Annotated in this window: 8 protein-coding genes; 1 reads left to right on the forward strand and 7 read right to left on the reverse strand. The window is 56.4% G+C overall.

Annotated elements, in window-relative coordinates:
* Positions 1 to 19: 19 nt before the first annotated feature.
* On the reverse strand, positions 20 to 2,026 hold the full coding sequence (locus RJ40_RS01420; RefSeq protein WP_265581567.1) for a methyl-accepting chemotaxis protein: 2,007 nt from the start codon (positions 2,024 to 2,026) through the stop codon (positions 20 to 22).
* A gap of 458 nt (positions 2,027 to 2,484) precedes the next feature.
* On the opposite strand from RJ40_RS01420, the gene RJ40_RS01425 reads away from it, so the two are divergent.
* Positions 2,485 to 2,970 (forward strand): universal stress protein, encoded by a 486-nt coding sequence (locus RJ40_RS01425; RefSeq protein ID WP_265581568.1) that lies wholly within the window; start codon positions 2,485 to 2,487, stop codon positions 2,968 to 2,970.
* A gap of 92 nt (positions 2,971 to 3,062) precedes the next feature.
* Here the strand turns inward: RJ40_RS01425 and RJ40_RS01430 are convergent, their stop codons facing one another.
* From RJ40_RS01430 to RJ40_RS01455, 6 genes are all read right to left on the reverse strand, one after another.
* Positions 3,063 to 5,798, reverse strand: a complete 2,736-nt coding sequence (locus RJ40_RS01430) for a cation-translocating P-type ATPase (RefSeq protein WP_265581569.1) — start codon at positions 5,796 to 5,798, stop codon at positions 3,063 to 3,065.
* Between the two features lie 50 nt (positions 5,799 to 5,848).
* The gene (locus RJ40_RS01435; RefSeq protein ID WP_265581570.1) at positions 5,849 to 6,967 is read right to left on the reverse strand and encodes an aminotransferase class I/II-fold pyridoxal phosphate-dependent enzyme; all 1,119 of its coding nucleotides are present in this window, start codon (positions 6,965 to 6,967) and stop codon (positions 5,849 to 5,851) included.
* Positions 6,968 to 7,656: 689 nt separating this feature from the next.
* The gene (locus tag RJ40_RS01440; RefSeq protein ID WP_265581571.1) at positions 7,657 to 8,844 is read right to left on the reverse strand and encodes a hypothetical protein; all 1,188 of its coding nucleotides are present in this window, start codon (positions 8,842 to 8,844) and stop codon (positions 7,657 to 7,659) included.
* Between the two features lie 27 nt (positions 8,845 to 8,871).
* Positions 8,872 to 13,053, reverse strand: a complete 4,182-nt coding sequence (locus tag RJ40_RS01445; protein ID WP_265581572.1) for a NosD domain-containing protein — start codon at positions 13,051 to 13,053, stop codon at positions 8,872 to 8,874.
* 1,005 nt (positions 13,054 to 14,058) lie between these two features.
* Positions 14,059 to 15,042: a hypothetical protein gene (locus RJ40_RS01450; protein WP_265581573.1), complete on the reverse strand. Its 984-nt coding sequence runs from the start codon at positions 15,040 to 15,042 to the stop codon at positions 14,059 to 14,061.
* Between the two features lie 27 nt (positions 15,043 to 15,069).
* Positions 15,070 to 15,897: a YcdB/YcdC domain-containing protein gene (locus RJ40_RS01455; protein WP_265581574.1), complete on the reverse strand. Its 828-nt coding sequence runs from the start codon at positions 15,895 to 15,897 to the stop codon at positions 15,070 to 15,072.
* Positions 15,898 to 15,899: the final 2 nt, after the last annotated feature.

The following is a 15,899-nucleotide window of genomic DNA, read 5'->3' on the forward strand; positions in this document are numbered from 1 at the left end:
CTTTCCTTTCCCACCGCTCTCAGTTGAGCGTGAAATGACCGACCATCTCATCGAGGTGTGCGGCCATCCCAGCGACCTCCTGGGCGCCGCCGCCTGCCTCCTCGGCCGAGGCCGAGATCTCTTCGAGGAGGGCGGCCACCTCCTCGATGGTCTTCATTTTTTCTCGGGTCTTCTCTTTTGTCATTTCCATCGCCTCGGAGACCCTGGTCGCATCGGTGGCCTGTTCTTCGGTGGCTTTGGTGATCTGGGTCACGCTCGCCCTGATCTCTCCTGACATCCGGACCATCTGGTCGAGGGCGTCGAGGGTCTTGCCGACACGCTCGATCCCGGTACAGATCTCGGTATACGAACTCTCGATCTCCTGTGAAGTCCTGGTGGTCTGTGCCTGGACGGTGGTGATGAGTTCTTCGATCTGGCCGGTGGCCTTCTTTGACTCGCCGGCAAGATTTCTCACCTCGCCCGCGACGACGGCAAAACCGCGCCCATGCTCGCCGGCCCTGGCCGCCTCGATGGCGGCGTTGAGCGCGAGCAGGTTGGTCTGGTTGGAGATGTCGGTGATCAGTTTGACGATCTTGTTGATCTCATGCATCTGCGAGTTGAGTCTGGCGATCTCCGCCATACTCTCCTTTGACGCGGCCTCCACCTCTTTCATCTTTGCTGCGGCGGTCTGGCCGAGTCTGCTCGCGTCTTCACCGATCTCGGCACTCTTCTCTGCGACCTGAAGCACTTCCTGGCAGGTGCCGGCCACCTCCTCGACTGCCGCCGAGAGTCCGGCCATCGCACCGGCCGATTCTTCGATCTCGTCGAGTTCGCCCTTCGAGTTGTCGGCGCCCTTCTGGCTTCGAGCCGCGATCTCTTCGACGGCCTGTGCGATCCCTTCGACGCTTCTGCTCGCCTCTCCGGTGCCGGCCTTGATCTCCCTGATGGCCCCGGCAAGGTCGAGGGTTGCGCCCCTGAGTTCTTCTCTGGTCCTCTGATAGTCCTCCTTGAGGGCCCTGAGGGGATCGTCCTCACGGATCTCAAGGGCGAAGGTGAGGTCCTGCCCTGCCATGGCGTCCATGGCAGTCTTGAGTTCTCGTGCACTCTCTTCGAGTCTTACGGCGTGCTCTTCGGCCTCTTTCTGCTGTTGCACATGCGCGGTGATGTCCTCGATCACCTCGATGTAGCCGATCCGGTCGCCGCGGCCGTCGGTGAGGTGAGCGGTGCCGACCTGGAGTGTCCTGCCTTCGTGCTCGAAGGTGGCGGCCATCCGCTCTTTCCCGCTCTTACGGAGTTGTTTTATCATACAGTTCTCGTTGTGGCAGAGCGGGCCGTTTGCGGCACTGCAGTGCCGCCCGATCGCTGCCGTGCGGTCGATGTTGAAGGTTCCGGCAAAAGCCCGGTTCATCCCGGTCCAGTTCATCGAGCGATCGGTGACCGAGATGGGGTACGGGATACTGTCGAGCACGGTTGCAAACCATTTATTTCTCTGTTCCCCTTCCTCGGTCATTTTTCTGAGTTCGTCTTCCTGTTCCCGCTCTCTGGTGATGTCGTCAAGGGTCACCAGGAGATTTTCGGTCCCTGCGTCCCGGTCGATGATCGGGACCGCCCGATACCTGAGATGTTTCTCTCCGTCTGGCAGATTGGCAATGCATTCGCCGGAGACCTGCGTGTTCCTGGCGAGGGCCCCGGTGATCTTCTGGCCGTTTACCGGAGTGTAGGAGAGTGTGCGCAGGTTCGTCCCGGTCAGGTGTTTCTGACTGATCCCGCTCATCGCGGTGAAGGCGCGGTTCCCGTTGACGACCGAAAGGTCTCTGTCCAGGAGGAGTATGGGCGTCGGGTTCTCCATGACCGCGGCCTGGTAGAGGGTGAGTTCTGTGTTGAGGTCGTTGGCTTTTCTCTGCATCTCCCATCTTCGGGAGGTGGTGCGGTTGACGGCGGCGGCGATGGGTCTGAGGTCGGTGGTGCACGTCGTCTCGTCAAGGTGGATCGGAGACCCATTTCCTGGTGTGGCGTCAAGGGCTCCGATGATCTCTTGTACTTCCATGTTTTAGCCTCGAAAGAGTTCCCGCCCCCTTTGCTCTGTAGAGGGACGGCAAATAAAAGGGGTTTCATGCGGTCATTTTGAGGATCAGGGCCGCAAAAGATCTTGTAGTCGACGTCATCTACAGAGGGGGATATTCTCAGGTTATTATTGGCAAAGCTTATAATTTTCTATCAACCATATGGATCTAATTAATATAGTTAACGTATTTTTTGAAGTACATGAAGGTCAAGAAATTATCTTTTCAGGAGATTTGCGCGCCGTTGCGGGGCGCATGTTGGCATTTCTGGGTGTTGTAAAAATCATCATGATGGATTTCTCTGCGGAGGGGTGATCGGCCCCCCGGTTCCCCAAGCGCGGGACGGCGGGTGAGATCCCTTCCGGCGGGTCGGTGCACAGGAGGGTCTGATTCATATCCTCAGGGGACAAGGATATCTCTGATTGACAGGAGCGTGATCTCAGTGTTCAGAAAAGTTTTGTATCCCACTGATTTTTCGGAATGTTCATACAAGGCCCTCGATTACGTCAAGACCCTCAAGGCCGCCGGCACCGAGGAGGTGGTCGTCGTCCATGTCCTGGACGAGCGGGAGATCGACCTGGTCTCGACCGGGATCGGGTGGCTGGCCGGCGACCGGATGGTCGAGTACGACGCCAAACTCGAACGGCGGATGCGGGAGAACGCCCAGGAAAAATTGAACGGCATCCTCTCGGCCATCAGGGGCGCCGGGATGAAGGCGAAGGCCGAGGTGCGCAAGGGCTTCCCCTCTGTCGAAGTCCTGGCCACGGCAAAGAGGGAGCGGGTCTCCCTGGTCGTGATGGGCAGTCATGGCAAGAGCAACCTTGCCGGGGCGGTGGTCGGGTCAGTCTCCGAGGAGGTGCTCAGGAAGTCGACGGTGCCGGTGTTGATCGTGACCAGGGAGACGCAGAACACCTGCATCGGCAGGTGAATTTTTTTTCAGTTTCTTGGGGAACCGGGCATGAGTCGGGGGTATGCCTGAGACCTGCTCCCGGCTCATGCCTGATCCAACAGTTCCGCCTCTCACTCCTTCTCCCCGCACAACTCCGAAGGAAGAGGTTCGGCCTCCTCCCGGTGCATCCCTTTCCCGGTCCGCCGCCTGATCAGATATTTGTAGAACTCGTGAGATCCAAAGAGGAGGATCGGGAAGGGTATGAGCAGGAGGAGGTAGGCGGGCGGGACGCTCGCGGTGTTGAAGATCGCCTGCACTGACGGTGCGGTGAGGAGGAGGTAGATCCAGATCGCCTCCAGGACCACGGCGACGATGAGCAGTTTGTTGGTGAAGAGGCCGCGTTCAAAGGCCGAGAACTCCCAGGAACGGAGCGTCCAGACATTGGCGAGCTGGCAGGTCACCGCCCCGAGGAGAGTCATGGTCATCGCCTGCCGGTGGAGTTCGGTGCCGGCGATGGAGAGGTCGCCGTACTGCCAGCCCATCAGGAAGAGGAACCCGAGGAAGGCGGTCATCGCCGCGGTCGCCTCGATGATCCCCAGGAAGAAGTAGCCTCGCTTGAAGACTTCGCGGTCGAGGATCCGCTCGGTCTTTCCCACCGGCGGGATCTCCATGATATCTTTCTCGTGCCGCTCGGAACCGAGGGCGAGGCCGGGGAGCATGTCAGAGCCGAGGTCGATGGAGAGGATCTGGATCACGGTGAGGGGGAGCGGGATCCTGAGGAAGAACTGAAGGATGTACGGGACGATCTCGGGGACGTTGGAGGCGAGGATGTAGGTGACGAACTTTTTGATGTTGAAGTAGACGGTCCGCCCCTCTTCGACGGCGGCGACGATGGAGCAGAAGTTGTCGTCGATGAGAACCATGTCGGCCGCCTCCTTCGCGACCTCGGTCCCCTTCACGCCCATGGCGATCCCGATGTCGGCCTTCTTGAGTGCCGGGGCGTCGTTCACCCCGTCGCCGGTCATCGCCACCACCTCGCCGTTCTTCTGGAGGGCGGTGGCGATCTGGAGTTTCTGGTCAGAACGCATCCTGGCAAAGAGGACGTCCTCGTCTTTGAGGATCGCTTCCAGGCGCTCCTCGGAAATCCCGGCCAGTTCGTCGCCGGTGATCACCCTGTCCACCGAGAGCCCGACCGCCCCGGCCACCGCCCCTGCGGTGATCGGGTTGTCGCCGGTGAGGACCATCACCCTGATCCCGGCCCGCCGGCAGGTCGCGACCGCGCCCGGCACCTCTGCCCTCGGCGGGTCCATCAAACCGACGAGTCCGAGATAGACGAGGTCGTCCTCTTCCTCGGTCTCGCCGTAGGCGACCGCGAGGAGACGGTAGGCCTGCCTCTCCAGGTCTTCGGCGTGTGCGGCGATCCGAGCCCGTTCTCCATCGTCGAGGGGGACGGCCGCCCCGGTGCGGTCCCGGAAGGCCCGGCACTTCGGGAGGACCACCTCAGGGGCGCCCTTCGTGAAGATGAGACGGTTGCCGTCCTTTGCATGGACCGTGGACATCATCTTACGCTCGCTGGTGAAGGGGATCTCGGCTATCTTCTCATAACCCGCAGGCCCCACGCAGGCCTTCCTGGCCGCGGCGACGAGGGCGAGTTCGGTGGGGTCGCCGTGGAGGTGGTCGCCCTCGATCGCCGCCCGGCAGTTGAGGAGCGCGGCCATGAGGAAAAACTCCAGGCGTTCGTCAGACCCCGCGGTCCGCCCCTCGATGACCGCCTCGCCGTCGCCCAGGTAGCCCTCGCCGCTGACCGCAACCTCTTCGCCGCTTGAGAGGACGATCACCCTCGCCGTCATCTCGTTCCGGGTCAGGGTTCCGGTCTTGTCGGTGCAGATGACCGTGGTGCTCCCCAGGGTCTGGACCGAGTCGAGGTTCTTGATGAGGGCGTTTCGCTGCGCCATGTGCTGGCTTGCAAGCGAGAGCGAGAGGGTGATGGTCGGGAGCATCCCCTCGGGGACGTTGGCGACGATGAGGGAGAGGGCGAAGATCGCCGCGACGAGCAACCCGAACCCGGCAAAATAACTGAGGACAAAAAAGACCCCGCCGACCAGGACGGCGGCGAGGGTGAGGATCCTGGTGATCCTGACGATCTCTTTCTGCATCGGGGTCTGGCGCTTCTCCACCTCCCTCGCAAGGGTAGCGATCTTCCCGAACTCAGTCGTCTGCCCGGTGGCATAGACCACCGCCGTCCCGTTGCCCGAGGTGACGGTGGTCCCGGCGAAGACGACGTTCTCGGCCGCAAGGGCCGAGGCCGCCGACGAGGGTGCGGCGGTCCGGTGGCGCGGCCTCGACTCGCCGGTGAGCGTGGAGAGGTCGACGTACAGCGAGTTCACGCCGGTCAGCACGGCGTCGGCGGCGATACGGTCGCCCTCTTCGAGGAGGAGGACATCGCCGGGCACGACCTCGCGGGCGTCCACGGTCTCGGCGACGCCATCCCGGCGCACCGTCACCATCGAGGGCATGAGCCGCAGCAGCGCCTCGACCGTCCGGTCGGCCTTGTACTCCTGCCAGAAGGCGAAGGTGGCGTTGATGACCACCGCCCCGACGATCGCATAACCCAGGAGATCGTAACCCTCGCCCGGTGCCGAGGCGTCGGCGACAAGGGAGAGGACGGCGGCGACTTCGAGGAGGACGGCAAAAAATTGGGTATACTGGCGGAGGTATACCCTGAAATAATTCTTTTTTTCCCGTTTCTGAATGACGTTTTTGCCGTGGACGCGGAGGCGCTCGTCGGCCTCCGCTCTGCTCAGCCCCTCCTCCCGTGACCCGGTCTGCGCATAGAGTTCGTCGCGGTCCCCGGCATAAATCGCCATCGGCCTTCACCGGCAGGGCCGGGATCTCCGCGTTCCTGCTATATATGTTGTCAGGCAGTCCTACCGTCGAGATAGGCCTCGAAGGCCTGGAGGGCCGCGGGCAGATCGGTCCGTGCAAATCCGACCCTGAAGTGGCTGTCGCCGTACTCGTAGGCCGTCGAGGGGAGGAGGAGCACCCCGCTCTCCTGCACTGTCCTGACGGCAAAGGCCTCCACGCTCTCTCCGGTGAGCAGGCGCGGGAAACCGATGGCCCCGGCCGTCGGGCGGACCCAGGCGAAGCGGTCGGCATGGCGCTCGAAGAAGGCGTCCAGGAGGGCGAGGTTGGACCTGATGATCCCGAGGTTGCGGTCGACGATCTCGTCGGCATGCCTGAGGGCGAGGGCGGTCAGGAACTCCGAAGGGGCGCTGCAGCAGATGGTGGTGTAGTCCTTGAGGGCGGCGACCCGCCGGCGCAGTTCGGCGTCCCGCGTCGCCGTCCACCCGATCCGCAGGCCGGCAAGTCCGAAGGCCTTGGACATCACGCCGACCGAGACCCCTTTCTCATAGATGTCGGCCATCGGCGGGAGGCGGGAGGCGGGGTCGTATTCGAGGAGGCGGTAGACCTCGTCTGAGAAGACCCAGGCCCCGGCGTCCTCGGCGATGTCCCGCACCGCCTGAAACTCCTCGCGGGTCATGTGGCACCCGGTCGGGTTGTGCGGGGTGTTGATGACCACGGCCTCGGTCTCCCTGGTGACGTGATCCTTGAGAGCCTCGATGTCAGGCCGCCACCCGTCCTCGTCGCAGAGTGTCCAGTGCGAGACCCGGCACCCGATGGACCTTGCCACCTCGTGGAGGGACTGGTAGGCCGGGGACTGGACGACGACGTGGTCGCCGGGGCCGAGCATGGCATGCATGCAGAGAAAGATCGACTCCTCCGCCCCGGCGGTGACAATGACTTCATCGGGGCCGACCGCCGAGTACATCCCGGCGACCTCCCGGCGCACCTCCGGGCCGCCGGCCGACTCGGTGTACCCGAGCCAGAGATCTTTGAACCGTCCTTCGGCCCCCTCCTCCATCGCCAGGAGGTCGGCGAGGTGTACCGACTCGCAGTCTGAGGTGCAGAGGAGGTGGGGTGCCGAGAACTCGTATTGTGCGAGAAACCGTTCGAGTTTGAAGTCCTGAAGATGCATAAGAGATGACATTGGTTTTTCGGGGGGATAAAGGATGTCGGCGAGGGAGAGCGTTCTCTTCTGAATAATTGGCCCTCTGCCTTTCCGGCCCGATCTGTGTTCCGGGGGTCTCGGCTGGTGGCCGGCCCCCGGCGTGAAGATCAGGCGTGCCGCCCTCAATTGAAGAATTTTCCCCGCCGTCTCGCGCCGGGGGGCGAGTGCCCCCCGGATCCTCCACGGGCCGAGGATGGGCGGAGGCGGCAGTGGTTGGTGTTCCTGTTCGCTGTTTTGATGTCAGTGATCAAGGATCTCCGGCGTGGCCTTCCTGGGGTGGGTAGAGCCACGGTGCGTATGGTGCGGGAAGGCACGTTGATCAGAAATCTCTGGAACAATTTTCATCGCGTATGCCTGAAGCATGCTCTCGACTCATGCATGATTACCATGAAAATGATCCAGACGTTTAATTCTGGAGTTCGGGATGCGAATACGAACACACAGATTTCCCTCATAACCAATATGCAGAGAACAAAATTGCCCCCAGAACAATCAGGCTCTATGCCTTCCCGGTCCTATCTTCATCCCGCACGATCCCCATTGATTCTCCTCTCTTGAAAAAGAGCGATCAAGCGACGGGAAATTTTCATCCTGTATGCTTGAGCCAGAGGTTCATGCATGATTCTACAGATCCAGTTCTTCTCCGAGGATACAGTTTACTCAATACTCCGCAGATCAACTCTGCCGTCGACGCGGACGTAGTCCCCTTTCTTCAGGTTAAGATGAAAATATTTTTTGTCGATCTCGATCAGGATCTTTCCAACACCAAAATCGACAACGGCATAATGCCACCGTTCGGCGTCTTTGGGATCGTCGGGGATGATGATCTCATCGATGCGTCCGTCGATTTCAAGGGCCGGCATCGAGGGATCCACGTATGCATGCTGATCTTCGGTTTCGTTCTTTTCCAGAGACGTCACAAGCATGCTCAGCACGACGCTTCCGTTTTTCTCAACCATCTCAGGATTGCAGAGCATCTCGTCATCGAACACAGATGCCCGAGTACCGTCTGCAAATTCAACGCGTACGACCTGAGTGTATACCACGTCTTGGTATTCGGCATCCTGCCTCGCGCCCACGATGTGGACAGGAACCTTGAGACTCTCTTTCAGCGCCCCATCTACAATATGGCCGGTTTCAGGATGTGCCGTTACAAGATACCCATTTTCGGCAATATAGAGGCGCAACGTCCTCCCATGAACTGGTTCACGATACTGGAAGACGGTCTGCTCGATCTCGACACCCTCCCGCGCACCGTTTAGGATCAGATCCCTGACCTTATCCTGTTTCACATAGTCCAAGCCAAAGGCGGAATAAAATTGGTTGCCTGACGGGGTGTTAACATGGTTATACACGATGTGAATCCAGCCGCTTCCTCCTTGATTGTCCTGATCCCACACACCGATTAAGTCGTTCCGGCAGCCTTTGACTCTTACATAGTCACCGATCTTATAAGTTGCTATAGCATCTCTTTCATCCCAACAAAGGTCTACCCCGATAGTGCCGACACCGATGTCGATAGAAAGAGAGTGATGTTTCTTATCGATATCAACGATCTCACCAAAAAAAAGAATGGGTTCTTTTTCTATGCTGACTACATCGTCAGGTGAGCGGTATTTTGATTCAACGCCCTTTGCAGGTGAAGAGTGTTTTCCGACATGGGCAGCAAATGCTAGAATACCCACTGTCTTGACTGTGCCTATCATCTCGTCTCTACTGCTCCCATCAGAGTCGAAAAGGTAAATTATCGTCCCGTCCTGCAGTTTGATAAAGACAAGTTGTTCATACACCTGTCCATTCTCGCCCAGCATGACCGGAATATTTTTCAAGATTTTTCCTTTCACACGCGCTCGAAACATCGACTTCACCTATCAATTGAACATACCCGGGACATGATCTGGAACTTTACCGAGGGATACTGGATGTGCTGTCCGGAGATACCCATTGCTACCTAACACAACTTTCATGAAATGATCCGCATCAATTCTCTCCCAATATACAACTGAATCCTCTGGATCCTGTAGTCCTGTTCTTGCACAGTTCATTATCAAATCTCTAATCCGATTTTCATCCTCATAAGCACTGCCAAATGCTTCGACGAACTGATTTTTGCCTAGATAGAGGATGTGGTTATTCCGGATGTGGATCCACCCGCTTCCTCCCACATCATATACAGTGCCTAAAGCCGTCCCTTCCGCTGATTTAAGTGTTCCTTCCTCTAACCATAAAGCAGTCCCGTCCCCACGTTTGGCCACTCTCAATATCTCAGTTGGCGTGAGTTTTTTGGTGCCATCATCGACAAGATCGAGCACATCGTCGGCGGTAACACCATCCCGAACCGTCCTTGTCCCGAGGCCAGGGGAACCTCCTGAACCAGCATAGATCTTGTCGAGCGCCGCGATCTTCTCAACCTCAGTCGGACAGTTCTTCCGGACAGCCTCGACAGCAATCTTTCTGTACTCATATTTCAGGACCAATTCCGGGTGATCGACGAACTGCCGGGCAATTTTCCCGATGTACTTCCCGCCATCACCACCGCCGGGGACCAGCCCGACGAGACAGACGGCTGCCATCTGCCTGTCTCCCTGTGAGATGTACACCCCGGCGTCCCGGATATCGCCGATGAAGATAAAACCGCTGAGCGACGAGCCGATCTGGTAGTAGGTGTTATCGTGGTTCTCCTCGTCGTACGCCCCTAGGGTGAACCCAAGGACCAGTTCGGCCGCTGCATGCTGCGGGCTGTACGCGTGGGTGCTGGGATCACGTGGTTCGCCGTCTTTTCCGTCGATCCACCCGTCACCATCGGAATCAGGGTTGGTGGGGTCGGTATCGTTGCGCAATTCATAGGAATCGGTCAGACCGTCGTGATCTGTGTCTCTCTCTAGGGGATTGGTGTAAAATTTCCGCAGTTCATCGATGTCATCAATCCCATCCCCATCCCCGTCGACGCTGTTCGGGTCGCTCACGAGGACAAAGTAGATCTTTCCGTCGACCGTGACCATCCGACCGGCTTCTTCGCTGTCGGTCAGGCCGTCGCCGTCAGAATCGGCACTGTTCGGATCGGTAAAGTGCAGGTTCCCGAAACCGTCGTACCATCCCGCCTTTTCAAGCCAGTCAGGGATACCGTCGCCGTCGGTGTCGATGTCGGACGCGAATTCAAGGGAATAAGTGAGATCACCGTAGTTGTCGCTCAAGATGCCGGAATCGTGATTCCACATCCCGATCTTGCCGCCGGTGTGGGTGATCTGGAGGACATTCGAGGTGACATGCACTTTGCTGACGGTCGTGCTATAGGCTGAACCGCTCTTATTGTACCGGACACTCATGCCCAAGTTGCCATAATCTCCCCATGCAGGTTTAGCCCCGATGTGCCAGTCGATCCATGAAGACAGCACGGCGTTGTTGTAACTGCCCGAGCAGTGGATCCTGTAGACTCCTGGCGGGAATCCCGCCCCTCCGTTGAACCAGTGAGTATTGAGCGTCTGGAGATTGGTGATCCGGATAGTCCAGGGGCCGTCTCCTGAGTCAGCGGCCGCTATCATCGTCATCCTCTGCTTCGTGCGGGGGTCGACGAAGAGACTCTCCCAGAGCGTGGCGTTGAAGACCGCAAGTGTCGAGGGAACGGTTACATTCCCGGTGATCGTCTGTGCGGTGGCATCGACCGTGGAGACGACCGGTTCATAGGTTCCGATGGTGCTGTTGAACTGGAAGAGCGAGAGGTCGGCCGTCGAGTTGACGCAACTGGCATTGAAGGGGAGCGTGACCGTCCCGTTGACGACCGAACCGTTCAGGCTCTGGTCGCTGAAACTGAGGTTCACCACTGGACCGGCCAGCGCCGGGGTGCCCGTGTAAACCGGCGAGGTGACGTTGTAGATGAGCAGTGTCTTTGCCAGGTCGCCTGTCCCGGTGACAGAGACTGTTACACTGAGGTTTTCGTCGATCTTCTGTGTGGTGTAGACTTCGTCCCCGTCAGGTACGCCATTGCCATTTGAATCGGCATCATTGGGGTTGGTCCCGATCCTGAGTTCACTGTCGTCGTCAAGGCCGTCGCCGTCGGAATCGGCAAGCATCGGATTGGTACCAACCTCGATCTCCTCGCTGTCGGTGAGCGAGTCGCCGTCCGAGTCGCTCTGGAGAGGGTCGGTGCCGTGCATCTGCTCTTCAAGATTGGTAAGTCCATCGCCGTCCAGGTCCTCGTCACCGTCGGAGATCCCGTTGCCGTCGGTATCGACCAAGTTCACATCGGTCAAAAGACCCATGCTGAGCAGTTCAAAGGTATCGGTCAGACCGTCGCCGTCGGTGTCCTCGTGGAACGGATCGGCGCCGATCCGATACCTTGCACAGGCAGGCAACTGGCCGCCGAGGAGTTCGTAGCCGTCGATGACACCGTTGCCGGCCTCATCTTCATCGGTTTTGTTGCAGTTTGAGTCTGCGTCAAGGGGGTCGAAGCCGATCTTCTCTTCGTACCATCCAGGCAACAGATCGCCGTCAAGGAGCAGCGTCGCCGACCTCAGCACACCTCCTGAATCCTCTGCTGAGATGGTGACGGTGTTGACGACTGTGAGATTCATCACGGCCGAGAAGTTCCCGTCCACCACCGGCACCAGAGAGGATACACCATTATGGACGAGAGTCACGTTGGTGATCGCAGGGTCGGTGACATTTCCCGTGACTGTGATGTTCCCGCTGGACACGTCGTCCTCAATCGGTTTCAGGATCGTGATCACGGAGGGCTCTGGAATGGCGCTGACCACGACCTTCGCCAATCCGCTCACCGATCCGTTCGCCGCTGAGACATTTGTCGTTCCAGGATTGCATGCCGAGAAGAGACCATTCTCGTCGATGGTCCCGACGGCCTCGTTGCTGGAGGTCCAGATGAAGAGAACACCGTCCATTACAGTGTCCGCATGATCATGGGCAGTGGCGTTGAACTGACAGGATTCGCCGACCGACAGATCGCGCTGCGCCGGCAGCACCCTGATGGTTGTCAGAACCGGGGAGGTGATTTTCTGGAATTGCCCGCTGCTCCACGCGTGCATGAGCGGGTACGTGTCCGTGTCTTGGCTCTCAGAGAGATTATAGGGAGTGTCTCCAATGCCGTCGTCGTCCGCATCTGTTCCGCTATAGTCTTCCCAGTAATTTCCGAGACAAATCCTGCGATAGGTTCCGTTATGGAGGTATTCGATCTCCTCAGGAGAGTTCCAGGTATTGATATTGTCATTAGCCCAGCCGTTTGTGCTGCCACCTGTTACATCGTTGAGATAGATCAGGTTCGAACTCGATGCTCTCAGAGCGATTCCATTCGTATTTGCATTCACAGTATTGCAGGTCACCGTATTGCTGTCTGAATCACTCAGCAGGATGCCATAATTGTTTGAAACCACAGTGTTCTCTGTGATGGTGTTGTTTTCAGAATGAGAGCGGACCCTGATACCGTGGTTGTTGTTCGAGGCTGCGGTGTTGTGGATGAGGATGTTGTGGCTGGATGAATTGAGGCGGATGCCGTAATACTCATTTGAACTAGCAGTGTTGTTCTGGAGAACATTGTGATGTGCATTGATCTCCAGCGATATGCCGCAGTCATTCTGTGATACGTTGTTGTAGGAGATGTTGCAGTCATTGGCGTACTGGAGAGAGATGCCGCTGCTGCGGTGGCCGTTCATATTTCCGGTCGCTCCTGTGATGCCGAATCCGGAAATTGTCACACCGTCTGCGGTGACGTCGAAGACATGGTGATCAGAACTCACGGCATGCACGCCGGTTGAATCCGACCCATGCTCGGTTCTGAGAATTACACTCTTGTTTACCTGTACGTACTCGGTATATGTTCCATCCCTGACGATGATCGTATCACCGACACCGGCAGCGTTCACCGCCGCCTGTATAGTGGTGAAGTCAGCACTGCCCGATGCATCGACGTACCAGGTCTGTAGTCCATCGATAGGAGTGAATTGGAGAGATGTCTGTGTGTTCTCAATCGGTTCATCAAAAATGGTGCAATTGTCGATCCCAACTGTTTCAGTTGGTTGTTCTGGCGTGACATTCGATGCCACGCCGGCCGCGCTTGCAGAGAGCGCAACCGGAAACCCTGCGGCAATTATGAAAATAGCCAGAATCAGGGGTAGAATCCATTTGTTTTGTCTCATTTCATGTGCCTCACAGATTGTTTTCCTGAGGCACGGAGTTAAGACTAAATAGAATTAGCATTTACAGTACCATGCCTCAGGGCGACGGGGAGTTCATCGTTCTTGTGGATGAGGAGTGAACTCTCCCGACAATTATCTGTAGATGATATCTTCTTTTAAAAATATTGCGATATTGATTTCAGGATTATTTCCAGAATTTCAACTGTAAAAGGTATTTTATCCAAGATAAACGATCAAGTCCCTCCATGGAATTTCAGAGTCGCCATGACACCACGCACGCCCCCGAATACTAGACTGTCCTCTCAATCATGGGGTGTTCCAATCTTCTCGGTCGCCCATGCCACCGAGACCGAAATCTATCCGGCAGCAAATATCTTTAGATTCTATCATCAGTTGATGGGGTAACTATTTGTGAAATCAAGTTTTAACCTTGATACAGTATCGATTTTGATTTATCAGTCTGGCATTCATTTTTGATCATCAAGGTCATCCCAAAGGTATTCACGGCTTGAACCATCCGCTGGATCATTAAATGTTTTTCGACTCTGTAAAATTGCTTTTCTGGAGTATGAATGCCGGGCAACTGGCCGCCCCCCAGACTCCCAGCGTCAGGACAGACGTGGTACGGCAAACTCCCTATACAGCACCTGAATGCTGTCGTGGGAAACTCACTTGATAGAACAAGTCCATGCTCTTCATAAAGGCGATACAACAACCTTCCACTCTATCTTCTGCGGAGGAGGGTTCGGGATGAGGTGGCAACTCTCTTCTGGTCGGGAGTTTTAGGATGACCTCATCTTAAAAATTAGTGGAGCATAAAAAAGATAACATAATGTCCAATTCTTGCTGTATATTGAATGCGTCTGTTCCTTTATCATCCATTTTTCATCATCGATTACTTTCTTCCAGTCATCAATCCTGAACGTTGTGGTCCAGAACCACTAGTTCAATGTCAGAACCATCGGTCCCGTGGGCGATGACGGTGACGCTCACCGGTGTACTGTTATCCTCGAACACGGCTCCCTTCCAGGTAGCCTTCGACCCCTCGACGGCCTGTAGTCCGTTAGCGGGCTCGACGGTTATGGCAAGACCGCTCGCGGCAGCGGCAGAGGTATTCGAGACATCAACGCCATGGAAGCCATTGATATAGACCGAGTAGGGGGGGTCGGCGAGGGCGGAGGTGGCGGGCACCTCCAGAGCCGTGAGGACGATGGTGTCGGGGGCGGTGTGTTCGAGTGAGATGAAGGTTCCTATCAACGCCACTGAGGAAGACACCTCGATCATCCCGGCACCGATCATCAAGTGAGCGACGAGCGGCGGGAGGGCCACAAAGGTGAGGATAAGAAGGATGATCGAGCTGAGAACCAGCCGCGATGCCCGGGCATTCTCTTCGGGGGTGTTCACCTTTTCCTGCGAGGAAAAGAGGACAAGGGCACCGAGGACGGCAAGGACCGCCACCATCAGGGTCAAGAACAGGAGAGGGAGAGTATAAATGATAATTATGGAAGCCTTGAAGATGAGGTGCCCAACTGGGTCAGTGCTCCCATGACTGAAGAGATCTAAGATCTCAGAATGGACCATATTGATGAGGAAGACCATACATCCGGAAACACCACCCGCAAAGACAGCCTGCGCCTGGCTCCCCACCTCACCCTGTTGCAGGGCGACCGCGAGCATCCCAGCAAGGAAGAGGACCAAGATGGTGAGCACGATGTACTGGAGTTCACTGATGCTGTCAAAAATGCTGTGGTTGAAACAGATGATATCATCCCAGCACCATGCATTGACATAGGTGCCCAGGAATATCCACAGTCCACCGCCGAGAAGTCCGGCAAGGAGCGAGGCAGGGAGGAGACGTGTGAGTCTCTGGATTGCCATGTGATTCGAGGATGTCATAATGGCTCCGGTTGAAAAAAAGAAAGGTTAGAGATATGGGTCAACCAGCACGACCTCGCAGGTCACCGCATCAACAAGTACCTGTCCACCCTGCGCAAAGGTACCATTATCCTTTCCATCCACATTAACAATCCACGTGAGGCGCTGCTCATCCTGTTCTGGATACATGACTGCCAACTGCACATCCACATTGGATACTTCAATCTCTTTAAATTGGGCAATTGCCGTTTTAATTGCATCCTCTCTGGAGATCTCGGGTTTGAGACCGACCTCCAGTGCCCTTTCTATCCCATGGTAGGAAATTACGTCAGCGGTGTTTGGGTTGATCGAGACAGAGACGTAATTAGGAGTCAAAATGCCGTCGACAATCTCACTCCAGACAAAAAGGTACTCTTTTCCTGCGTCTCCATGATCCAGAAGATCGGACCGGAGGAGTTGCATTTTTTTGTGGGAGAATGCTCTATATTTAGACCTTGCATACTCTTCTGCGATCTCTCGCGCTTTCTCTTTATTCAACTGCACTTCAGTTGAATTTTCGAGTGATTTGTAGAATATTACTCCTTCAACGGATTTTGTTTGAGAGTTTACGTATAATTTTTCATCTTCAGATTCAAACAGAATCATATCACCCGAGCAAGTAGACATCACACCTTTGTACTCGATATTGATGTCTTTTTTCCCAAGAAATGCCAGAACCTTATTTTTTGTGTCTTTACAGTCAACGATGTTGTTTTGGTCACTAATCAGACCTTCGATATCCTCCTGTGAGGTTGAAGTTGCGCTGGCTCCAGACATAAATATAGCGCCAATACTGCAGACCAAAGCACAAATAGTTATTATTTTGAGCTTTTTCATGA

This window comes from Methanofollis aquaemaris (genome assembly GCF_017357525.1).
Taxonomy (GTDB): domain Archaea; phylum Halobacteriota; class Methanomicrobia; order Methanomicrobiales; family Methanofollaceae; genus Methanofollis; species Methanofollis aquaemaris.

What these genes read in the sequence shown, in the direction of transcription:
- RJ40_RS01420 (WP_265581567.1), bottom strand. Translation starts at nt 2,026, where the DNA reads ATGGAAGTACAAGAGATCATCGGAGCCCTTGACGCCACACCAGGAAAT.
- RJ40_RS01450 (WP_265581573.1), bottom strand. Translation starts at nt 15,042, where the DNA reads ATGACATCCTCGAATCACATGGCAATCCAGAGACTCACACGTCTCCTC.
- RJ40_RS01455 (WP_265581574.1), bottom strand. Translation starts at nt 15,897, where the DNA reads ATGAAAAAGCTCAAAATAATAACTATTTGTGCTTTGGTCTGCAGTATT.
- RJ40_RS01435 (WP_265581570.1), bottom strand. Translation starts at nt 6,967, where the DNA reads ATGCATCTTCAGGACTTCAAACTCGAACGGTTTCTCGCACAATACGAG.
- RJ40_RS01430 (WP_265581569.1), bottom strand. Translation starts at nt 5,798, where the DNA reads ATGGCGATTTATGCCGGGGACCGCGACGAACTCTATGCGCAGACCGGG.